General features: G+C 43.1%; 18 protein-coding genes. 10 read left to right on the top strand and 8 right to left on the bottom strand.

Annotated elements, in window-relative coordinates; translation table 11 throughout:
- The first annotated feature begins 296 nt into the window (after positions 1-296).
- The 4 genes from LYNGBM3L_RS29525 (at position 297) to LYNGBM3L_RS29510 (ending at position 6,041) form a co-directional block, all read left to right on the top strand.
- A complete protein-coding gene (locus LYNGBM3L_RS29525; RefSeq protein ID WP_008190068.1) occupies positions 297-1,643 on the top strand; it encodes a citrate/2-methylcitrate synthase in 1,347 nt (448 codons plus the stop codon).
- A 542-nt stretch (positions 1,644-2,185) separates the two neighbouring features.
- On the top strand, positions 2,186-3,520 hold the full coding sequence (locus tag LYNGBM3L_RS29520; protein ID WP_008190065.1) for a tetratricopeptide repeat protein: 1,335 nt from the start codon (positions 2,186-2,188) through the stop codon (positions 3,518-3,520).
- 722 nt (positions 3,521-4,242) lie between these two features.
- Positions 4,243-5,640 carry a tetratricopeptide repeat protein gene (locus tag LYNGBM3L_RS29515; RefSeq protein WP_229414760.1) on the top strand — a complete coding sequence of 466 codons (1,398 nt, stop codon included), beginning with the start codon at positions 4,243-4,245 and terminating at the stop codon, positions 5,638-5,640.
- A complete protein-coding gene (locus tag LYNGBM3L_RS29510; RefSeq protein ID WP_008190060.1) occupies positions 5,637-6,041 on the top strand; it encodes a hypothetical protein in 405 nt (134 codons plus the stop codon). Before LYNGBM3L_RS29515 ends, LYNGBM3L_RS29510 begins: the two co-directional genes overlap by 4 nt.
- A gap of 432 nt (positions 6,042-6,473) precedes the next feature.
- Here the strand turns inward: LYNGBM3L_RS29510 and LYNGBM3L_RS29505 are convergent, their stop codons facing one another.
- The 4 genes from LYNGBM3L_RS29505 to LYNGBM3L_RS44565 all read right to left on the bottom strand — a co-directional run bounded on the left by LYNGBM3L_RS29505 (position 6,474) and on the right by LYNGBM3L_RS44565 (position 10,888).
- Positions 6,474-7,925: a BCD family MFS transporter gene (locus LYNGBM3L_RS29505; protein WP_008190057.1), complete on the bottom strand. Its 1,452-nt coding sequence runs from the start codon at positions 7,923-7,925 to the stop codon at positions 6,474-6,476.
- A gap of 630 nt (positions 7,926-8,555) precedes the next feature.
- A complete protein-coding gene (locus LYNGBM3L_RS29500; protein WP_008190056.1) occupies positions 8,556-9,365 on the bottom strand; it encodes a hypothetical protein in 810 nt (269 codons plus the stop codon).
- A gap of 257 nt (positions 9,366-9,622) precedes the next feature.
- Positions 9,623-10,699, bottom strand: coding sequence for a magnesium-protoporphyrin IX monomethyl ester (oxidative) cyclase (acsF, locus tag LYNGBM3L_RS29495; RefSeq protein WP_008190054.1), 1,077 nt, complete (start codon positions 10,697-10,699; stop codon positions 9,623-9,625).
- Positions 10,700-10,729: 30 nt separating this feature from the next.
- Positions 10,730-10,888: a hypothetical protein gene (locus LYNGBM3L_RS44565; protein ID WP_154659956.1), complete on the bottom strand. Its 159-nt coding sequence runs from the start codon at positions 10,886-10,888 to the stop codon at positions 10,730-10,732.
- A gap of 621 nt (positions 10,889-11,509) precedes the next feature.
- Here LYNGBM3L_RS44565 and LYNGBM3L_RS34375 point away from each other — a divergent pair.
- Positions 11,510-12,721 carry an EF-hand domain-containing protein gene (locus LYNGBM3L_RS34375; RefSeq protein WP_008190052.1) on the top strand — a complete coding sequence of 404 codons (1,212 nt, stop codon included), beginning with the start codon at positions 11,510-11,512 and terminating at the stop codon, positions 12,719-12,721.
- A gap of 211 nt (positions 12,722-12,932) precedes the next feature.
- On the opposite strand, the gene LYNGBM3L_RS29485 is transcribed toward LYNGBM3L_RS34375, so the two are convergent.
- Together LYNGBM3L_RS29485 and LYNGBM3L_RS29480 are read right to left on the bottom strand one after the other, a co-directional pair.
- The gene (locus tag LYNGBM3L_RS29485; protein ID WP_008190051.1) at positions 12,933-15,233 is read right to left on the bottom strand and encodes a pyridoxal phosphate-dependent decarboxylase family protein; all 2,301 of its coding nucleotides are present in this window, start codon (positions 15,231-15,233) and stop codon (positions 12,933-12,935) included.
- Between the two features lie 580 nt (positions 15,234-15,813).
- Positions 15,814-16,965, bottom strand: coding sequence for a pentapeptide repeat-containing protein (locus LYNGBM3L_RS29480; RefSeq protein ID WP_008190049.1), 1,152 nt, complete (start codon positions 16,963-16,965; stop codon positions 15,814-15,816).
- Positions 16,966-17,505: 540 nt separating this feature from the next.
- Between LYNGBM3L_RS29480 and LYNGBM3L_RS29475 the strand changes: the two genes are divergently transcribed.
- Positions 17,506-17,688, top strand: a complete 183-nt coding sequence (locus LYNGBM3L_RS29475) for a hypothetical protein (protein ID WP_008190047.1) — start codon at positions 17,506-17,508, stop codon at positions 17,686-17,688.
- A gap of 282 nt (positions 17,689-17,970) precedes the next feature.
- The gene (locus LYNGBM3L_RS29470) at positions 17,971-18,306 is read left to right on the top strand and encodes a DUF433 domain-containing protein (protein WP_008190045.1); all 336 of its coding nucleotides are present in this window, start codon (positions 17,971-17,973) and stop codon (positions 18,304-18,306) included.
- Between the two features lie 813 nt (positions 18,307-19,119).
- Here the strand turns inward: LYNGBM3L_RS29470 and LYNGBM3L_RS29465 are convergent.
- Positions 19,120-19,692 carry a DUF2996 domain-containing protein gene (locus LYNGBM3L_RS29465; protein ID WP_008190043.1) on the bottom strand — a complete coding sequence of 191 codons (573 nt, stop codon included), beginning with the start codon at positions 19,690-19,692 and terminating at the stop codon, positions 19,120-19,122.
- A gap of 63 nt (positions 19,693-19,755) precedes the next feature.
- Here LYNGBM3L_RS29465 and LYNGBM3L_RS44560 point away from each other — a divergent pair, with 63 nt between their 5' ends.
- The 3 genes from LYNGBM3L_RS44560 to LYNGBM3L_RS29460 all read left to right on the top strand — a co-directional run bounded on the left by LYNGBM3L_RS44560 (position 19,756) and on the right by LYNGBM3L_RS29460 (position 21,959).
- Positions 19,756-20,109 (top strand): hypothetical protein, encoded by a 354-nt coding sequence (locus tag LYNGBM3L_RS44560; RefSeq protein ID WP_008190041.1) that lies wholly within the window; start codon positions 19,756-19,758, stop codon positions 20,107-20,109.
- A gap of 162 nt (positions 20,110-20,271) precedes the next feature.
- Positions 20,272-20,424, top strand: coding sequence for a hypothetical protein (locus LYNGBM3L_RS44555; RefSeq protein WP_154659955.1), 153 nt, complete (start codon positions 20,272-20,274; stop codon positions 20,422-20,424).
- 188 nt (positions 20,425-20,612) lie between these two features.
- The gene (locus LYNGBM3L_RS29460) at positions 20,613-21,959 is read left to right on the top strand and encodes a serine/threonine-protein kinase (protein WP_008190038.1); all 1,347 of its coding nucleotides are present in this window, start codon (positions 20,613-20,615) and stop codon (positions 21,957-21,959) included.
- Here LYNGBM3L_RS29460 and LYNGBM3L_RS44550 read toward each other — a convergent pair.
- The gene (locus LYNGBM3L_RS44550; RefSeq protein ID WP_154659954.1) at positions 21,910-22,062 is read right to left on the bottom strand and encodes a hypothetical protein; all 153 of its coding nucleotides are present in this window, start codon (positions 22,060-22,062) and stop codon (positions 21,910-21,912) included. The genes LYNGBM3L_RS29460 and LYNGBM3L_RS44550 overlap by 50 nt on opposite strands.
- Positions 22,063-22,093: the final 31 nt, after the last annotated feature.

Raw genomic sequence — 22,093 nt, 5'->3', positions numbered from 1 at the left:
AAGGGGTCTTAATTACCAAAATCTAGCCAAAATTGTTGACTGTAAAATTTTCTTTTATTCTCACCATAAACAATTTTTGGCTGATCGTGTTTATTTTTGTTTACAATATGCTATATTTGGAGTGGATGCTAATCACAAAAGTTGCTAGTTATAGCAAAACTTTGTATCTCTTGATACCAAGAATCTATAAGTTAGTATAAACCCATACTAATTTGTGGGCTTTTGGATCCATTTTGAGATGTTTTTTGATAGCTCTGAAGTTAGCTGATCGATAGGATTATTAGGTGATTGTAAAAATGGAACATTCTCATCTCACTATCATCTTACCCGATGGTTCATCTCACCCTATTCCCATATACTTGACCAAGACAGGACAAACACTAATCTGTGGGAAAACAGTAGCAAAAACTACAGGCTATCAAATTTACGATTCCGAACTCAGGCACACAACTACTGAATTAGCCAGTCTAAGTTATTTAGATGCCGGAGCTCTAGAATTATACTACCGGGGGATTCCGATCCAATTAGTAGTCGATAATTGCGATTACTTAGATACCATTATTTTGTTATATGAATCACATCTCCCCAGCCAAGAGGAAAAACAATGGTTTAAGGAGCAACTGGCCAAAAACTCTCTTCTGGATCAGAAAATTATTAAGGGACTCAAGAGTGTAATCTCTTCCTTTTCTCCCCATGCTAATCCCGTCGCTATTCTAAGTTCTGGATTATCCTATCTTTCCGGAGAATGTTCTTTGCCTTTACGGAATCAAGGCGAACAGTTGGAAGCAATATTGAAGGCTCTTGCCATAACTCCTATTCTGGTAGGGATGATCCTACAACATGTCAAACAGCAGCCTTTGGTATTGCCCCAAGACGTTGGCTGTTATGGACAAAATTATGATTATATCAATAATCTCCTGGGGATGATCTGCGGTTTCGGTAAAGTAACCGATGAGCAACGCTCTTTGATGGATACACTGATGGTGTTGCATGCAGACGCTGGCTTGAGTCCTTCAACATTTGCTGCTAAACAAAATATTAGCAATGGTACGGGAATGTGGAGAAGTTTAATCTCCGCCTTAAACGCCTTGTCTGGAGACAAACATGGGGGCGCTAATTTCAGGGTGTTGCAGATGTTTCAGGAAATTGCTGCTGCTGATGGAGACCTAGAAGACAAGATCAGAAATTATATCCAGCAATCCCTGGCTCAAAAACAGAAAATCCCTGGGTTAGGACATATTGAATTCAAAGGGATAGACCCTAGAGCCAGAATTCTCAGCAAAATCTGCAACCAAATGGTTGAAGAAGGAAAGGGAGATACTTTCATGCATATTGCGAGGGAAATGCATAAGCAAATAGATACTATTCCTTACTTCGATAAGATTAAACCAAACGTAGATTTTTATTCTGGTGTTTTATGGAAAAACCTAGGAATTCCTGATCAACTGATGACAGTTATGTTCTATTGCAGTCGCATTGCTGGCTACATTGCTAATATTTGCCTAGCTACCGAAAAATCTACTATTGTTTTCCCTAATCAAGCTTATGTAGGAAAAACAAATTTATTCTTTAATGATGTTGAGCCAAGCACTTCAGGAGTGATTCCCTTATTCCCTGCTCTTAAGCATTCAGCCGTGAGCTAAAAGCTCACGCTACGCGAACAGCTGTCAGCCGTCAGCCTAATCCTTAAAATAAACCCGGGAGTAAATGTAGGCTGGGCAGTGCATGACACCGATTCATTTGTTTGCGATCGCTTTTAGCGGCTCCTACGGAGCATCGCGTAGCGTGACCTACGGTCAATCGCCTTACTAAGCACTGCCCACCAACGGACTAGTTGATGTCGGTGAGCAGAAACACCTCCAGACGTGATTTACCGTAATGTTAAGAATTAATACAGCAATAGCAACACTTAGTGATACAAGTAGTATAATATCTCTACTTTAGATTTATGCTATTACTAAACCTCAAATTGCCATTAAGATTCCTCCAACCCTTCTCCCATAACTCAATAGCTGCTAGGTTGAGCAAACTGGCAGGTCAAAGACTGATGTGATTGTTGATGCGATCGCTAATTACCTTGACTGTGCTGAAAACATTCCCATCATTCAGACAATGGCTGAATTTGAGAGGAGGTTGGTGGAACGGGAGGCTGAAATTAGAGGGAAATCAGACGTCAAGTCAGCTTATGCCAGAAGAAACTCCTAAGACTAACTCTGCTATATCAAAGTTAGAGTCTGCTATTCAACGTTATACTCATGCACTTACTACACTTGAAGACGCTAGCTCGCCATCAAAAGAAACAGTTCTAGAGGTTTTGACTGCTCGTGATACCGTTCAAGCAGAATTAAGCAATCAATCACAGATTCCTACAGGAAGCTTGATTAAGGTTAACGATCTAGATCACCGATTAAAGCAAGATACTAATAAGATTACCACAGTAGATCTAACTGAATGGCATGCTATTTTCAACCCTAACGTAGAGGCTTGGTGGTGGTTTCTTGAACCTCCAAAGCATCGATGGGATTATCTGGATTGGCTATGGAAAATACTGACAATTGTATTTCTCATATTGTCTTTTAGTTTAACGGTAGATATTTCGGAACACTTTCTGAGTGGTGGAGCACCAGATACCTTAGAGGTTTTTGTTACTGCTAGTGAGGGCGTCCTAACACTACTGGTTGGTAGAACCGCTTTCACAAAAACTGGACAGGAGTTAATCAAAAATGCTCTTACCCGTTTGAATATTCCTAACTATTTTTGGCAAGAAGTAATTTGTGGTATTGCCTTCAGTCTTTTCCTCATTTGTGTTATAGTTTATTTTTTGTTACCTAAGATTGCCGATTTTTACAACCATCTTGGTGATCAAGACATTCAACATAATCATCCGAAATTTGCTGCCGCCATATCAGACTACAAACGAGCAGTCGCCCTGAATCCTGACTACGCTGAATCTCATTATCACTTAGGAACAATTTATGAGGAACTACAAGAAAATCAAAAGGCTTTATCTCAATACAAAATTGCTGTGAAAGATAACTTCATTCCTGCTTATAATAAGTTAGGAAGAATGTATATTATCGATCAAAAATATGCTCAGGCTAGTTTTTGGTTACGAAGAGGTCTAGACCTAATTAATGAGGAGACTGAAAATGATAAAGACAATGATAAAGAAGTGAAATACAATTTGCTGACAAACCTGGGGTGGGCTATGCTAGAACAAAAGTACTATGATGAGGCAAAATATAATCTCGAGAATGCTAAGAAGTTATATAATAACAAGGCACCAGCTTACTGTTTGCTAGCCCAGGTATTAGAAGCTGAAAAAAACGAAGCAGATGAAAAAAATACGGAAACAAAAAACACGGAAATAATTAATAATTGGGGATATTGCTATGAGTATGCCAATACTAATAATATAGATGAAAACAAATGGTTTTATCAAGCTAGACAGCACTTAAAAACTCCGTTAAATGGTTCTTCAGTACCTGCTATGCTAAATTTCCAGTTAAAAAACTCATAAAGCTTACTGTAAAAGGGAAATGAGGCTATTCAACTAACAAAATTTTCTGAATACTGCCTCTTTCCACTGCTCCGTTCGCGCAGCGTGGCCAACGGCCTCACGCGCCCCGCGTGGCCTACGGCCTCAGTCCCTGCTCCCTGCTCCCTTGGCCACAGTAAATCTATCATTTAGATGTAGGGTGGGCAGTGTATCACACAGAGTCATTTGCTTGCCATCGGGTTGGTACACACTGCCCACCTTACGATTGACAGTAATCGGTAACTCACCACTGATAACTAACTAGTTCATGTCAGTGGGCAGTGCATCACACCGATTCATTTGTTTGCGATCACGTAGCGTGACCTACGGTCAATCGCCTGACTAAGCACTGCCCACCAACGGACTAGTTGATGTCGGTGAGCAGAAACACCTCCAGAGGTGATTTACCGTAATGTTAAGAATTAATACAGCAATAGCAACACTTAGTCATACAATTGGTATAATAGCGCTACTTTAGATTTATGCTATTACTAAACCTCAAATCGCCATTAGGATTCCTTCAACCCTTCTCCCATAACTCAATAGCTGCTAGGTTGAGCAAACTGGCAGGTCAAAGACTGATGTGATTGTTGATGCGATCGCGCTTATACCTGGCTGTGCTGAAAACATTCCCATCATTCAGACAATGGCTGAATTTGAGAGGAGGTTGGTGGAACGGGAGGCTGAAATTAGAGGGAAATCAAATGTCAAGTCAGCTTATGCCAGGAGAAACTCCTAATAATAATTCTGCTATGTCAGAGTTAGAGTCTGCTATTCAACGTTATACTGATGCACTGACTAAACTTGAAGACACTAGCTCGTCAGGGAGCATCCCATTTTGGCAAATATATCTTTTTAAGTGGGCGGTAGAATCACGATCATACAGCTTAATGCGGTATGTTTCTTCCAAAGTGGGATCCTTCCGCTCGCCATCAAAAGAAATAGTTCTAGAAGTTTTGACTGCTCGTGATACGGTTCAAGCAGAATTAAGCAATCAATCACAGATTCCTACAGGAAGCTTGATTAAGGTTAACGATCTAGATAACCGATTAAAGCAAGAGACTAATAAGATTACCACAGTAGTAGATCTAACTGAATGGCATTCTATTTTGAACCCTAAAGTAGACGCTTGGTGGTGGTTCTTCAAACCTCCAAAGCATCGATGGGATTATCTTGACTGGCTAGGGAAAATACTGACAGTTGTATTTCTAACATCGTCGTTGAGTTTAACCGTAGACATTTCCTCACGCTTTCTGACTGGTGGACCAGATACCGTAGGGGCTTTTGTTACTGCTACTCAAAGCGTCTTAACACTATTGGCCGGTAGAAGCGCTCTCACAAAAGCTGGACAGGATTCAATCAAACGTGCTCTTACCCGTTTGAATATTCCTAAATATTTGTGGGAAGAAGTAAGTTGTGGTATTGCCTTCAGTCTTTTACTAGTTTCTGTTACCGTTCGTTTGTCGTTACCTCACATTGCAGTGGTTTACAAAAATATTGGTGATGGATATATTTTTGATGAAAATAGTCCTCCGCGATTTGCTGCTGCTATATCAAGCTACAAACGAGCACTAGTACTAAATCCTGACTACGTTGAACCTCATTATAAATTAGGATTAGTTTATGAGGAACTACAAGAAAATAAAAAGGCTTTATCTGAATACAAAATTGCTGTACAAGATGACTTTGAAGTTGCTTATAATAACTTAGGAAGAATGTATATTCTCGACAAAAAATATTATCAGGCTAGTTCCTTGTTACTAAGAGGTCTATACCTAACTGAGAATACTGACAATGAGCAAGTGAAATACTATTTGCTTAAAAACCTGGGGTGGGCTCGGCTAAAACAAAATCGCTATGCTGAGGCAAAACGTCATCTCCAGGATGCTATTACTTTAGATAAGGAAAAGGCACCAGCTTACTGTTTGCTAGCCCAGGTACTAGAAGAAGCAGGTGACAATAATACTGCAATAATCATGAATAATTGGGCATCTTGCCTGGGATATTCCTCCAGTTATAATATAGATCAAGACAAATGGATTGACCAAGCTAGACAGCGCTTAGAAACTGGCTTAACTAAACAGTTGCCCAATAAACAATGAAACACATAGTAGCTGCTTTGACAATCGTTGGTATTACCGTTGCACAAGGTTTTACCAATAAAGTTATTGCCGATCAATTACCTGTAGGAACTGTGGACACAGCTCAGGGAGTGGGTAAGATCTTCCGCTTACCTGAAAACGTTTCCATTCCTGTATCGATAGGTGAAGAACTTTATCCTGGTGACTTCCTAAGAATAGCTAAGGGAGCTTATGTAGTCATTGAGTGCCACAACAACAACAAATGGACTATACCTGAAGGTATTTGGGTGGGCGTGAATAATGGTTGTGGGAAACCAATCAGCCGATTTAGCAACCCTCCGGAGAAGCCTGGCTTCTACCCTCCTGATGATGCTCTTGATCCATTTGGTCCTGGCAGGAGGAGGGGTGCTGGTCACAGGTAACCCGAGCTTTCCTAAGCGGAACTGTACCATATAGTGCATACAGTAGATGTAGGGTGGGCAGTGCATCAAACCGAGTCATGTGCTTGCCATCGCCAAAGTACCCACTGCCCACCCTACAATTAATCTGAGCTGACTTTTTAGGGACTTGCTTATAAAAAAAATACCAATTAAAGTAGGGTGGGCAAAGTTATCTTATCTAGAAGACTGATGTGAACCAAAATGTTTTTGCCCACCCTACAATTCATCTGAGCTGACTTTTTACCTCAATAGGGAACGCGCACCAAGAAAGCGATCGCATTTTAGAAGTTAGAAGTTAGAAGTTAGAAGTTAGAAGTTAGAAGTTAGAAGTTAGAATTCTAGATTTTTCATTCTTCATTCTTCATTCTTCATTCTTCATTCTTCATTCTAAATTCTAAATTCTAAATTCTGCCTTCAACCATCCAAATCCCCTTCCATCACAGCAGCGATCGCATCTTTAGCATTATCTTGGAATTCCTGAAAATTCACTTTACCTAGGAACCAAATTGCTACTATCATCCCTGCCGATTGGAGAGCAAACACGACACCATAAGCCAAGACTGGGGTAGTAAAAATTGCTCTACCTACATCAAGGATCACACCACCGCTGGCTACTGCTATGCCTCGTGACATGGCTTGCGCTAATCCCCATGCCCCCACAAAGGTGCCAGCCGCTTCTGCTGCGGTTAGGTCTAACATCAAACTGAGAGCTCCTGTGGTGGCGATACCAGTAGATAAACCAAATAAGAGTAAGGTTACCTTGAATAGCTGAGCATTTCCGGTAAATCCTGACATAATAATCAAGATAAAGCACATAGATACCGCTAGACAGCCTAATTGAGTGGTTTTGCGCTTACCCAAATTGGGAATTAGGAAAAAGCCAGTGGCGCTCAAGCTCATCAACATCCCAATCCCCCAAAAGCTATTCAGTAGAGAAGTTTCAGGAATTGACATATTAAAGACTTCTCCCCCATAGGGTTCTAGCACCGCTTCCTGGAGAAATAGGCTGATGGTCATGATCACCAAAAAGGTGAAAAACAGGCCAGTTTGGGGACTAGCCGTTAATAGTTTTAGGGATTGGCCCAAGGTAATCTGGTCTTCGCGATTCGCTAGGATAGAACGGGAAGAATAGCGCGAGTATTTTTTCTCGATTCCAAAGGTGGCTAATACCGCTAGCCCGAAGACGATTAAGGGTACGAAGAAAAACAGTCCAGTAATCGATGACCGCAATACTTCCAGGGATGTATCAATATTATCTAATCGCTTCAGCAAAATTTTGCTGCTGATGCCCCCAATCGCAATACCCACAGTCATCATTGACCAGGTAATACCGATTAATTTGCCACGGTTGTCTTGATCAGAAATATCCACTAATAAGGTAAAAAAGGTAGTGGAACTCATACTTAGGGCTAGACCGTATAGACCAAAAACTAGAGCCCCAAGAGCGACCCAACTATAGGCTGGAATTGACCATGTCCAACCTCCAGCCCCTTGGACGAGATTGCCCAATTGCCAGGTGATTTGTACCGCTAAGGATAGGATAATCATAAATAACCCGCTTCCCATCCAGAGGTAACCAGTACGGTGATATCCAAAGACGGGTTTAGTATCCGAGAGCTGACCAAACCATACCCGGGCTGGGGCAACAAACAGCGAAATGGCTAGGAGGTTCGCGGTAATTGAGGCTGGAATACCTAGCTCGTCGATCATCACTCGGTTGAGCACTCCTAGGGTGAGCACTGCCAAGACCCCTAATCCCATATAGAATAGACCAAGCCGGAACATGGTAAATAGATTAATCTTGGGAAGTGTTTGGTGCTTTGCTGAGGAGGGAGGCTCAGACTTGACTAAATTACTGGTTTTCATCGGTAGAGTTTTAGTTTAGGGGAGAGAGGGAATCGGGAATCGGGAATCGGGAATCGGGAATCGGGAATCGGGAATCGGGAATAGTAGGAAAGAGATCCGAGGATTGTTTGGTGTTATGACAAATCAGCATTGGGTTTCATGATCAATTTGGATATGTTATAGGTAAATGCTATAGCTAAATGGCTTAGATCAAATCCCTAAATGGGTTAGCTTAATGGGATCGATAAATGCGATTGGCCGTAGGCCACGCTACGCGAGCGCGCTCTTGGTTAGCTTAATAGAATAGGGATAGCAATTGATGTAATTGTGTTTACCAACTCAAGGCACTAATCATTGCTCAAACCTTTAGCTGATCTGCTTTTCAATTCCCTGATCCAGGGAATTTTTTTATTCTCTGTACCTAGCGCTATCAATGGGATTGGCCTTGGCCAAAAGGCCACGCTACGGGAATGGCCACGCTACGGGATGAAGCGAAGCTTCCGCGCTGGTGCGATTGACCCTAGGTCACGCTACGCGATCGCTCCCGATTCCCGACTCCCGATTCCCGACTCCCGACTCCCGACTCCCGACTCCCGAACCAGATGTAAAAAACCTACCCCTGTAAGCCACACTACCCACCCTATCAAAATCTCAAGGCATCCATTCCAACCCAATCCCCACCCGACTATCCTTATTTTCGATAGAATTCTGTTTCTCAATATCCGTAGCAAGCCGCAAATTGGGAGTAATCGCATAACCGAAGGAAAGCTTGCTTATCCCCACCTCATCACTACTGCCAATAGACACAAAACTCTGAGTGAAGGAAATATCAGCGGCACCAGTGCGAGACAAAACCAACAGCAACCGTGCTCCCACATTTACCCCATCGGTAGAGTAACCATCAGTCTCCAAATTGCGATAACCTACCATCGGGGCAATATTGAAATAACTCCCTAAGGGCCGCACATAATACCGCAAATCTACCCCAAAGGTTTCTCGCTCACCATTAAAGGAAGCCTGATAATCCCCACTAACCGTTAAGCCAGAATTACCAATAAACACATCTTCTACTCCCACATTCACCCCTGCTGCTTGTCCATTAGAGGGAAACTGGGAGTAACCCAACCGCAACCGAGTACGAAAACTGGGTTGATGGCGAATATTCTGCCAAACATCGGGCACCTCCTCTAGCCAACGCTGTAGCACCGGACTGCCTTCGATTACCTCTGGACTTAAATCCAACTCCTGGGCTGCTGAATTACCAGGAGGATCAGACTGGGGAGACTCTGGTAACTTATCTGGATTAGGCTCAGGGGGATTCCCCTGGGTTTCCTCTTGGTTGCCTGTAGTCGAGTCCGGTACTGGCACGGTTTGACTCCCAGCTCGGTAAGCAACTGTGAAGCTAAACGTTAGTCCCAGTAATCCCGTTTTTAGATACTTAAGTCCCAAATTTTTCAACACTCAACAATAAAAAATACACTAACAGAACTGACGCACCTATACCGATAAAACTTCTGTCATTCTTATATCATTTCCGGATCTAAGGGAATAGGGAGTAGGGAGTAGGGAGTAGGGAGTAGGGAGTAGGGAGTAGGGAGTAGGGAGTAGGGAGTAGGGAGTAGGGAGTAGGGAGTAGGGAGCAGGGAATCAAAAAAAAAGTGATCCTACCTAATGTAGAATCACCACAAAAACGAAGCTAACAGTTAGCGGAGCAAACTTTAGATCATAGAACCTTGTTTAGCCGTCATATCAATGGGCTTAATCAGGTACAATTTCAGGAGCTGCCAGGCATTAGACATGTATAGGGGCAACTTCTGGAATATTTGCAAGAACTTGGGCGTATTTGAGTTAGCGATCGCTCTCAGCTTATCATTATTCCGGACACAAATCTCTAGACGCTCATAAAATTCCGGATGGTCTACATCCAAAATAACTGGGAAGACCCGTCCTGAGGTGTCATTAGTCTTCTCAATCACATACTTATCATACTCACGAGCATCTAAACCAATTGAGGCATAGAATCCATACCGCTGAACATCATTCAGATACATAGTGGCAAACACCGACAGCAAGAAGAATCGGGACCAAAGCTTAGCCTTCCAGTCATTCAGCGTATCCGGCTGGGCTCTCATCAGCGCATCAAAGAAATCCCCGTGACGGTTTTCATCCTGACACCAGTTTTCAAAGAAGCGGAAAATTGGATAGACCCGGTCTTCAGGATGCGCTTCTAAATGGCGATAGATAGTAATATACCGCCAATAGCCAATCTTCTCAGACAGATAAGTAGCGTAGAAAATAAACTTCGGCTGAAAGAAGGTGTACTTCTTGCTCTTAGTCAGGAATCCCAAATCCAGCTGTAGATTGAAATCTGACATGGCCTTGTTCAGGAATCCCGAATGACGTGCTTCATCACGAGACATCAGGGTAAAGCACTCTGCCAGCACAGGATTTTTATTCTTTAAGCGCCGTCCCAATTCCTTATACAGCAAGAAACCAGAGAATTCCGCTGTACAGGAACGTTCCAGAAACTCAACAAATAACCGGCGTTTTTCCCCATCAATATGGTCCCAGGATTGATTAAACTCCTCATCCCGGACAAAATGGTGACGATTGTAGTCAGCTCGAAACTCTTCCAGGATGGCTTCGAGTTCATCCTGATTAGGCGAGAGGTCCATCTTCGCCATTGCTTCAAAGTCAGTAGTGTAGAACCGGGGAGTTAGGATCGTGTCCTTGGCCGGAACTTTTATACCGGGTCGGATTTCATCAAAATCAGGTTTTTTAAGGGAATCTACCATCTTAAGCTCTTGCTTGCTTGTTATAGTTGCTTACCATTCTCGGTGCCCTGGTGTGGCCATATCCGGGTTACTCAACCCACGCCCAAACCCAAGACTGATCATATAGCAATCGGGATCAGCTCGTGAAACCGAGAAAGATTCCCCAAACAGGGAACACAAGGCAACACCTTGTCCCAGGGTCAGTTTCACCAATCAATGACGATTGCTATCTATTGCTATATATATATTGCTTTCTGAGTTTACCAGGGTATTGGTGATCTCAAGCGCTTTTTTTTGTTAAGAGTTACAACGTAATTTAAAGTTTTATCACATTTTGCCCCTGCCGTAGCTTAAACCTGAACCCTTAAGCAAACCTGAAAGCTTAAGCAAACCTGAAGTCTAAAAGCTGTTACATAACTTAAAGAAAATAATTAATTAATAAAGTTATTTAATAAAGTTATTCAATCAAGTTATTACCTTTTTCGTTATCATCTTTATAGTTTTGACCTAAAAATGGGGATTGTCAAGGGGGAACCGTTCCGACTCCCCCTTTTTTTTAGCTCCAAAGTTTGCCGATGCTGAATGTTGACGTTACATTTAATAAATATTGCTTCCATATAATTGACAATTAAGATAATCTATTTTAGATTTTATTAATGATTGAGCATTGATTTTTATTCCATTGCTTACTAATATAGATATTGTCGCTATACCGCCGTTTTAATGTTCGATTATTTATCTGGATAAATTTGGATACACAACTTTTATAATTCAATTATAATTCAAAAAACTTGTAGTTATTTGTAGTTAACAAAAAGGGTAAATCAACTTATGTCAGCGATTGAATCAAGTCAATTGACACCGGCTCAACGTGATGAATTCAAAGAAGTATTTGATTTGTTTGACGCTGATAGTAATGGGTCTCTAACTAGAGAAGAGTTAGCCAATGCTATGGGGTCTCTGGGAATGACTCTAACCGATGAAGAACTAGAAGCGGTCTTGATCAAGACCGATGCCGACTTAAGTGGAACTATCGAATTTCCTGAATTTGCGGAATGGGTAGTCAACAAGGTAGACCTCACTTCCCAAGATGATCTACGGGAAATCTTTTCCCTGATTGATTTAGATGGCAATGGTTCTATCTCACTCGATGAATTACGTCAATTGTTGGACTCGTTGAAGGTTAATCTTGGGGAAGATGAACTGACGACACTCATTGCCAAAGCAGACAGTGACAACAATGGTGTGATTGACTACAATGAATTCCTGGAAAGTGATGAACTTTGGAGTCAAATCAAGTTAACAGTTGGTGTCACCCGTTCCTTTAAGGAAATTCTAAAGCAGTATACCCAACTGGCTGAAAATCCTCAAGCAGGGTTCGGCACCATTAATCCCCTACCCTATGGTAAAGAAAATGCCGCCAAAATGGGATATGACGTATCCCAACTTCCTGAGCAAGTTTGGGAGTCTTCCTGTATGTGCGGTAATTCTTTTTCCCTTGGCTCGATTAACCAAGGTGAAACCGTTGTCGATTTAGGATGTGGTGCCGGTGCTGACCTTTGTGTTGCTGCTAGTTTGGTAGGTGAAACCGGGAAAGTCATTGGTGTAGATATGACCGCTGCAATGGTGAAAAAAGCCCGTGAAAATGCCGAATTATGTAACTTCACGACTATTGAAGTGATTAAAGCACCCTTTGATATGGGCAAACACGAAGACATTCCCGAAAGTGTAGCGGATGTGGTCATTGCCAATGGGACATTTAACTTATCACCTCGTAAGAAATGTGCTTTTGTCCAAGCCTATAATTGCTTGAAACCAGGGGGTAGGTTTTATTTGGTGGATGTAGTTCGCCAAGGCAATTCTGAGTCAGAAATACAAGAAGGGAGTTGGTGCGATTGTGTAGCAGGCGCTATACCTATTTCCAAAGTCTTAGAACTAATGGCATCAGTTGGATTTGTCGAATGTGAACATGTCGGCTTCACCGGTTACCGCACCTCTGACTATACAGTCACAGCTACTTTCCGAGCTAAAAAAGCCGACTAGTTTAAACAGAAGAATTGCTGTAAGCATTCAGCTATCAGCTATCAGCTATCAGCTATCAGCTATCAGCTTATGGGCTACTGTTCGCGCAGCGTGCGCGTAGCGAATCGGTGCTTTTGAATAAAATAAGCACCTCAAGTAGCGTGAGCCTTGGCCTATGGCCACGCTACGCGAATGGCTGACGGCTGACGGCTGACGGCTGATAGCTGAATGCTTACGAATTGTTATTCATTTCCGCAAGAACCTGGAGTACCACTTTATCTAACTCCGCAATAATAGTATCGAGGAACCAACTACCATCTAAGTTTTCAGCAATCCATGGATCCATGACCACTGATCGCATCACCGTGATTTCCTTATCTTGTTCAGAATTTACAGGCTCTGGAAGTTGTAACAACCGTTGTTTGTAATTATTGAAAAACTCTTCTCCGTAATAATCTTTTTGAAAGTCTGTGGTGCTAACTAGCACATTATACTGGGCATTAACATCTTCGCCTTCTTCTTCTGGAAGCACTAGTTTCAAACTGATCCGATCATAGATCTGGCGATTGAAGTCATTCGCTGCTTCTAAGTCTTGGTTCCAACTCCCATCACTGTTCTTGAAATTAAAAGCATAAGTGAGAATATTCAGGTCTGCTCCTGTCTCCTTCAGCAATTCTAGGGCTTCGGTATCCTCACCATTCAAGATCTCTTTAGGACGCTTTCCAGCTAACAGGCTGCGTAGCTTGTCTCTGAATTCTTTTTCACTGGCATAATTGCTAATTGGTCCTTCTGGGTCTTCTATTGGTACTGGAAAGACGCCATAGCCTTTGCCTGGATCCTCATTCAGCTCCAGCAGCTTCCAGTGGAACATTTTGCAGTTGTATAAGGTTCGACCAAGGATTTTGCCGTATCCTGAGGGTTCTGGTGGGATAACCTTATGGCTTAGGTATACTCCTGCTGCTGCGGCACCGGGTTTCGACCCTTCAATGCCGTAAGTTCCTAAAAGATATTCATCTTGTCCTTCAGAGCCTTCACCGGTATTGGTGTAGGGAGCCTCGAAGGCAATTAGACTCCGCATCAACATGTTCCGATAGCACAGTGCCCCGGCTGGATAAGGCATGTAACCAGTCTTATGAGGGTCTACTGTAACTGTATCTGTTCGGTAAAGGTTATCGTATTGTGCATACACATAATCGCTCATGGGCAGCACAGGCACTGGTTCATCAGCCTCTGTGCTGACGGGTACAGCCTTCGTTTCCAGCATTGCAGCAAAATAGCCACCCCATGCCGCATCAGCATGTACAGCGAATTCAATGTTTTGGAGGTGATACTTATTGTCCCGTAGATCCAAAACTGTCTTGATTGGATCGACGTTTCCTTCTTCCGTGGTACCAAGTACTGCTACCACCGCTATCACTGGCCGATTTTCGCTTAGACACTTATCTATCTGTTCTTCCAAAATAGTAGAGTTCATCCGTCCATGGATATCAAGGGGAATGCTCCGCATTTGGTTTGCTCCTACACCCAGGATGGCTGCTCCCTTGGGCAAAGAGTAATGCTTGGAACCCGGTACAAAGATCACCGGCGTCTGGATATCAGTATCTTGCAAAAATATGTTGGTAAAGTCTACGAAACCCAGGTTTTGGAGAGTGTAGGGAGAGATGGCTTCTGTGACTGTGTCTGGTTGAATTTGATATTCATTTAGCAATCTCTCTGATAGAGCCAGAACCTCATCTATCCCCAAGTTCAAGGTTGACCAAGGATCTAAGGTAGCCAGTTTAGCCTCGTCTCCTGATGGCAGTTTTACCATCATGTCGCGGGCTGCATAAAGAGGCGAATTGGAATCATTGAGGGGCTTTTGTAAGGAGAGGGGATAATACTTTAAGTTACGTGCAGCCCAAAGCGCCTCAATATTAGCCGTTGAACCACCGCAAGTCAGGTGCCCCCAGGGCTCTGGGATGCCTTCAGTATCGTATTGATAGCCAACCATCTCGCAGATGTCTTTAGCCGCCTCAACTTCTAAGACCGTGGTGAAGGGGGCCGCTTCAATAGCAGTATTGTTCTGGTTATAGAGCATCCCAGCAAAGTAGCCAGCCATTCCGGCTAGAGTCTGGTCCCAGAGCATGTGTCCCTGATAGCGCATGCTGAAAAACGGACCTGAATTCCGGAGCTCCTTCAGAAGCTCGTTCAATTCTGTACGCAGTAACTCTACTGCTTCTATGTAACCAGGATCGTCTTTAACTTCATCTGGAATTGGGGAAGGATCTTCAGGATGGAAGTTGTTGCGCCAATCAATGTGATCGGAAAGGGCTTGGGTAATCAGCTCTTGGAAAAGAGCAGCATTTTCACCCTTGGGTCCTAAAAACCAAGATTCCACATTGCGCTTAGTTTCACCCTCACCACCGAGCATTTCTTCTAGGCGCTGACGTATAGGTTTTACACGTTCCTGAATCTTACGGATTTTACGAAATATCGTTAACTTACCAACAACATTCCGTAATTTATTCAATCCGCTCCCTTTATAGTTTTCCATTGAGTTAATCAGCCTTTTTTGATATATGCCACGTCAATATTACAGTTAAATAAATCACTGAATATTCTTTAGTCATAAAAATTTACGGTTATCAATTAGACATCTCCAAAAATTAACCTCAAACCCTTGCACTGCCTGGGTCAAAACCGAGTTTCTGGAGATGTCTATTGGGTGAGGTACATGTTTTTAGGGAGTAGGGAGCAGCGGATCCCCCCTAACCCCCCGCGCGGAAGGGGGGAAAGGAATAGGGAATAGGGAATAGGGAATAGAGAAAAAATTATGTTTACCTCATAAGTAAGATAAACCCTAGAAATACACCCCTTTTCTTAATCTTTGGGTTGTTGATGATGAATTATGAAAAAATCTCTACCTTACAAACTCCGTTCCCTGCTAGGGGAATAGGGAGAAAATCCTGTGTAGTTCATTACTATTAAAAACGCTATCTACTCCAATTGAGTATCTGTAAGCGTTCGCGTAGCGTGGCCTACGGCCAATCGCATTCTTTCTTTTGATCCCATTTGTTTGATTGAAGCTGACAGGATTCCAAAAAATTATCAGCACCCTGTAATTTCGGTAATCCCTATCTTTTAATAGGGGTAAGACTTTTAGAGCTATCCCCTGGAAAAGAATCATGAAAAATTGCTTCTCGTTTAATTAGGTCAAGTTTCATCGATTCATCAATTCCTAAGTTATTTCCAAATCGGGATTTGTTCACGATAGCACGACTAAGCTTGGCATCACTGAGGTCAGCATAAATCAGGTAGGCATCACTGAGGTCAGCATAAATCAGGTAGGCACCCCTCAGGTAGGCATGACTTAGGTTGGCACTACTGAGGTAGGCACCACTCAGGTAGGCTTCACTGAGATCCGCTTCACTGAGATCCGCTTCAGTCAGGTCGGCAAAAATCAGGTTGGCATCCTTTAGATTAGCACGAATCAAGTCAGCACTACTGAGGTCAGCTTCACTGAGGTCGGCACCAATCAGGTTGGCATCACTGAGGTCAGCATCACTCAGGTCAACACCGTTTAAGTCTCGACCCACAGCTCCACGGCTAGCAATCTCTTCCACTAGACGCCATTTCTGATCAAACTCGTTATTTTGATCATCCTCTGAACTTGTGCTCAAAATTTCAATATCTTGAACAGGAAAACCCCTTAATTCTTTGAGTTCTCCTGATTCTATGCAAGATCTAAGCCGTTCGATATCCTCTGGAGACCCCTCTACAATTAATCGGATGCTGCCTGGTTCAATATCAATAATGTTTATACTGTCTCCTGAATAGGCTCGTAAAATAGATTGAATAAAGTCTAAATTTTCAACTGAATCTATATGCCCTTCTAATACGATAACAGCTTTAATTGTTTGACTTTTTTTATCGATTACAGTCACTTTGCGCCTAAGTGCTTGCCCTTGCTGCATCCCCTCCACTAGCTCTGACCTACTACCATCATTTCTGCTTAGCGGTTCTGATCGGTTTTCCTCTGCTATTTCCGCAATTTCTCTCCAGTTTAGTTTCAGAGCCTGGCATATCCGTTTAAAGGAATCCAGCTGAATTGGCTTGGATTGAAAAAACTTTGTTACTGTAGTGCGACCTATAAGTTGTGACTTTGCAAACTTACTTTTAGACTCAAATCCTAGCCTGATTAAAGCGCTTTCCGCTTTTTCTATACCTTCTGAAGAGGCGGTGATAGTTAGTTTTTTATTTTTTTTACCTGGGCTACAATCTTTCATCGTCTGGCTAATTATTTATAAATATAGTAATAACTATAATTTTTTTTTCGTGGCTGAATTAAAGTATTAATTTAGATAGTATTGTTTTGGTAAAGCCCCCTAAATCCCCCAACTTTGCGGTGCGACCCAAGGGCGATTTACTCGCCCATTGGAAAGCGCACCGGGGGGACTTGTCTTGATGCAGTCGCTCATGGGGGAAACCCCCAAGACCGCGCTGCATCGCTTGAAAGTTTTGTTCCCCCCAAAATTGGGGGGCTAGGGGGGCGGAATCATATCCAGAATCAGCAACGCCGTTTTTTTATAATTCAATGGAGTAAGCGATGCAGCCCTAAATCACCAAACTCAATAATTCCCTGACCTGAAGTTTCCTATTCCCTGCCGCCAGCGCCATAACCTTTAGCGCAATCACAACTCAGTCACAAGGCAATCAAACAAAAGCCAAATCATATTAGCAACTAATCCATTGTCCAGTCAAGGTTTCAGTTTTTGTCGGTCACCATTAAAAGTAGCAGTCAAGCGTACCAGTTACAACAAAAACCTATGGCTCATAAAACTCTGACAATCAAAGAAATGGTTCAAGCTGCTATTATCTCCATATTACTTGGGGGGTCACTTACCCTAGCCGTCATGGATGAAGAGTACCGCCCCACGTTTATGGATATGGCAAAAATAGGACTTGGAGGCTATCTGGGACTTTCACTACCTAAGTCTAAAGGGAAATAAAGTTATAGCGCTAGTATAGGGAACAGGGAACAGGGAACAGGGAACAGAACCTGACACTTTTTTAGAGGTTGTCTGGGAAGTTTTATTTGCTACATCGAAGCCCCCGTTGGTCCCCCGAGCGAGCAATCCCCTCGGGGGACTTTTACCATAAAATTGATTCTTGTTCCCCCCAGAATTGGGGGGCTAGGGGGGCAAAATTAAGTATAAAAAAACTTTTCAGATATCCTATTATATGTCAAACTTATCAATACACCCCTGTTCTTAATCTTTGGGTTTTAGATGATGAATGCTGAACAAACGTCTATCCAACAGATCAGTACAGAGTATATTGCTATAGACCCTGACTTTTGTGGTGGTAAACCTCGCATTATTGGCACTATAATGCCTGTCGCAACTATTGCCAAAATGTATTTGGAGATGGGAGAATCCTTAGAAGAAATTGCCTCTGAGTATAATTTATCTAAGGCAGCGGTTTATGCGGCAATGGCCTATTATTACGATCATCGGGAAGAAATTGACCGCCATACCGCAGAAAGTGCAGCGTTTGTGGAAGAAATGAAGCGCAATAGTCCCCCTTCTCCTTTAGAATCACGATTGAGGGCTATTCGGGGTGAGTAGTCGGATTTATGAAGTATATACTCCAGAGGACATGGTTGGGCGTATTGAGTATCTGTAAGCGTTCGCAAAAGCGCGGAAGCTGAGGCCGTAGGCCACGCTTTGCGAACGCGTGACTCGCGTAGCGTGGCCTACGGCCAATCGCATTTTTTTGGTTGATGCGATCGCATTTTTTTGCGGGAATCCCTATTTTTCACTAGGAGTAAGACTTAGGGAAGTGTGGGCAGATGGTGGATATTTTTATTAAGGGTAATTATCCTGACATGATATAAAGCTATGGGAGTAGTTTTTAGTGCTATGATAAAGCCATGCAGCACCCATTCCCTTTTTTCTATTATTTTGGCGCAGCCCTATAAGATTTAGCCCTAGTAAAACTACGGAATATAGCGCTACGCGAAAGGCAAAAGGCAAAAGGCAAAAGGCAAAAGTTCAGTATATAGCTTTTCAGCTTGTATCAATGTCGTAACCTTGTCGTAACCTTAATGGGTAGTGCTATAAAACAATTCTAAAAACCTAAAAAAATGGCGTTGCTGAATCAAGGAATGAATATGAGTGGGGTGGGCATCCTGCCTGCCCGGGAATTGTAACGGGCAAGATGCCCATTCCACAAAACTCTTCAAATCATTCCATTGTTAAGCAATGCCGAATTTAATAGTTCTCTATTTTAGAGACTTGAAAGTCTGGGAAAAAGCCCTTGGCCAAAGGCCACGCTACGCGCATAAGCACCTCAAGTAGCGTGCGCTTAGCGCTTAAGCTGATACGCGACACGCTGATAGCTGATAGCTTACAATCTACCTAAGCTTTATCCAAGAATAACTAATTCCACATTAGCCACTTCTGAGCATTTAGCCGTTGTATAGTGTAATGAACCATTAGATCAAGAGTCACTCTCCGTTCATCAATCATAAAAGACTCGATTGTACTAGGGTTAACACCATTAGCTGAGGCCGAAAAAGCCTTTTGTTTTTTAATATCTTCGTCTAGGAAATAAACGTTAAATTTACGTTGCCCATTTTGCCAACTACCCATTACTTGCCAACAGTCATCCATTTGACTCAAACTCGGAATGGGGATTTTCTGTTTAGCAAACGTCACATCTACATCATCAATACCTTGTTTGGCAAAAGCAGTCTTAAGGGCTGGCACATAATGTTGTTCCACAAATTCAGTAAAGGGTTTCTTTTCAATTGCTGGTGGTTTGGCTTTTTTAGCTTTTGCCTCTGTAGCCGCAGGGGCCTTAGCCGCAGGAGCCTTAGCCGCTGGTTTCTCTTCTGATTTTTCAGCAGGCTTTTTGGCCGCAGGGGCCTTAGCCTGCGGTTTTTCTGCTGATGTATCAGAAGGAGTATTCGCTTCCTCAGGGTTAGGCAAGGGTTGGGTTTCTTCCGCCATAGCTTACGTAAGTCGTTATCTTTACTGTGGATAATCCTATCTTACTGGCGAAGGGCTAGACAGATGCCTCGGGAATCGGGAGTCGGGAATCGGGAATCGGGAGTCGGGAGCGGTGCGACCCGTGGCGAATTTAATTCGCCTACGGAAAGCGCACCGAGGGAGTCGGGAGTCGGGAAAAGCGGGAAAAGCGGGAAAAGCGGGAAATGGGCAGAATTCTCCGGACTTGAGCTAAACGCGATTGGCGGTAGGCCACGCTACGCGAACGCATTTGTCAGTAGCTTTAGTATAGCGCTTTCTAACCTAATGAGGTACACAGGATTTTTTCCCTCTTGCCTCTTGCCTGTTCCCGATTCCCGATTCCCGATTCCCGATTCCCTATCGCTAGCTTTTTTCTCTTGGGAGAGAATTAACCGCTAACACCTGATGCTCCAGAGGATGGCAAAGCTGAGGGAATTATACTAAAGTATATGAGTACTGAAAATTAATCCTAAAAAAATTAATTATCAGATTTAATAGCATGTCAATAATGTAAGCATTCAGCCATCAGCCGTCAGCCGTCAGCCGTCAGCCGTCAGTTTTGTGGCACAGGCTTTGGCCTTGGCCTTTCGGCCACGCTACGCGAATGGCCACGCTGTGCGAACGACGCTGGGAGGTGACTTTACTCAGCATTATTCCAATGCTTACTTGTTTTATTCAAAAGCACCTCAAGTAGCAACTCAAGTAGCGCATTAGCTGATACGCGACACGCTGATAGCTGAATACTCACTCAATAATGCTATAGCATTAATTGTATTATCAATAGTATTTGAATTTAGGGTGTTTGAAAATTGTTGATAATCCCCGTTGGAGCCAGGGTAAATCTACTAAACCGAAAAACAAATCATAAACAACTAACAAGAAAAAACTAACAACTAATCTATATGGTCTGGTCAGAGCAACAGCTGTTACATGGTGGTAAATACAAGATCGAGAAAATTCTTGGACGTGGAGCGTTTGGAATTACCTACAAAGCAGTCCATCAGTTACTCAATCAAGATGTTGTAATTAAAACACCACACGAAAGCCTGAGATTGGCTCCAGACTACCCCAACTATGGAGAACAATTTATCAAGCAAGGACAACTGCTGGCTCAACTGTCTGCTGACCTTGAATCCCTGGTCCAGGTCAGAGACTTGTTTCAAGAAGGAGATACCTACTTCCTAGTGATGGATTTTATTTCCGGGGAAAGTTTGTGGAAGTTGGTACAACGCACAGGACCATTACCTGAAACTGATGCAGTAGAGTACATCACTCAAATTGGGTCAGCGTTGAATCTAATCCATGGAGTAGGGCTGGTGCATTTAGATATCAGCCCTCATAATATCGTGGTCAGTAACAGTGGCAAACCGGTATTGATTGACTTTGGGATTCCTGGGGATATACTCCGAGATAGTAATGTGTCGAGCCATATTGACAATAAACCATTTCGACCCTACGAGCTATACTACCAAGGCAGTCGTCACGCCACGGTGGATGTCTACTCTCTAGCGGCTTCGATGTACCATGCCGTAACCGGGCTAAGTCCTACCGAGTCAATTTACCGCAAGTATGACGGTGAAGAGCTGGTGCCACCAAACCAACTGGTTCCTAGTATTAGCGATCGCTTAAATCAAGTAATTCTCCAAGGCATGGCCTTAGAGCCAAAAGACCGTCCTCAGTCAGTCCACGAATGGTTACAGCCCGTGACTGAAAACGATTATTTCATCTCTTTGAGTGAAGCTGATGACCTTAGTTCTGATGTAGGAGTAGATTACCGCCCATTACGGGATTTACTAATCCGTAGAAAGTGGCAAGAGGCAGATCAAGAAACTCTCGCCGTTATGCTCAAAGCAGCAGGACGAGAAGAAGAAGGCTGGCTTGACATCCCAGATATCAACACCTTTCCTTGTACAGACCTCTGTACTCTCAACAGCCTCTGGGTAAAGTACAGCCATGGGCGCTTTGGCTTTAGTGTACAGAAGCGAATCTGGCAGAGCATAGTCACCGAGAGTGTGCAGGTAACTCCTGGTGCCGATTATGACTATGAAACTTACTGTCGCTTTGGCGATCAACTTGGATGGCACACCAACGAAAAGTGGCTAGATTACGTTGACCTCCCCTTCACCCTCAATGCTCCCCAGGGGCATCTACCAGTCAGCTATGTCGGATTCTTTTCCGGTTGGGCATACTTTGCCTTTTTCATGGGTGGCGTATCTCTCTTCTCTCGCCTTGAGATATGTAGTATTTAGCAGTGTTTATAGCAGTTTGTAATTCGGTCTGGGTGTTAGGGAATCGGGAATCGGGAATCGGGAATCGGGAATCGGGAGTAGGGAGTAGGGAATCGGGAAACAAGACTGTGTACCTGATTAGGCTAAAAACCGCT

Origin of the sequence: Moorena producens 3L (assembly GCF_000211815.1) — a bacterium.
Classification (GTDB): domain Bacteria; phylum Cyanobacteriota; class Cyanobacteriia; order Cyanobacteriales; family Coleofasciculaceae; genus Moorena; species Moorena producens.
This window is presented reverse-complemented; position numbering and strand designations above follow the sequence as displayed.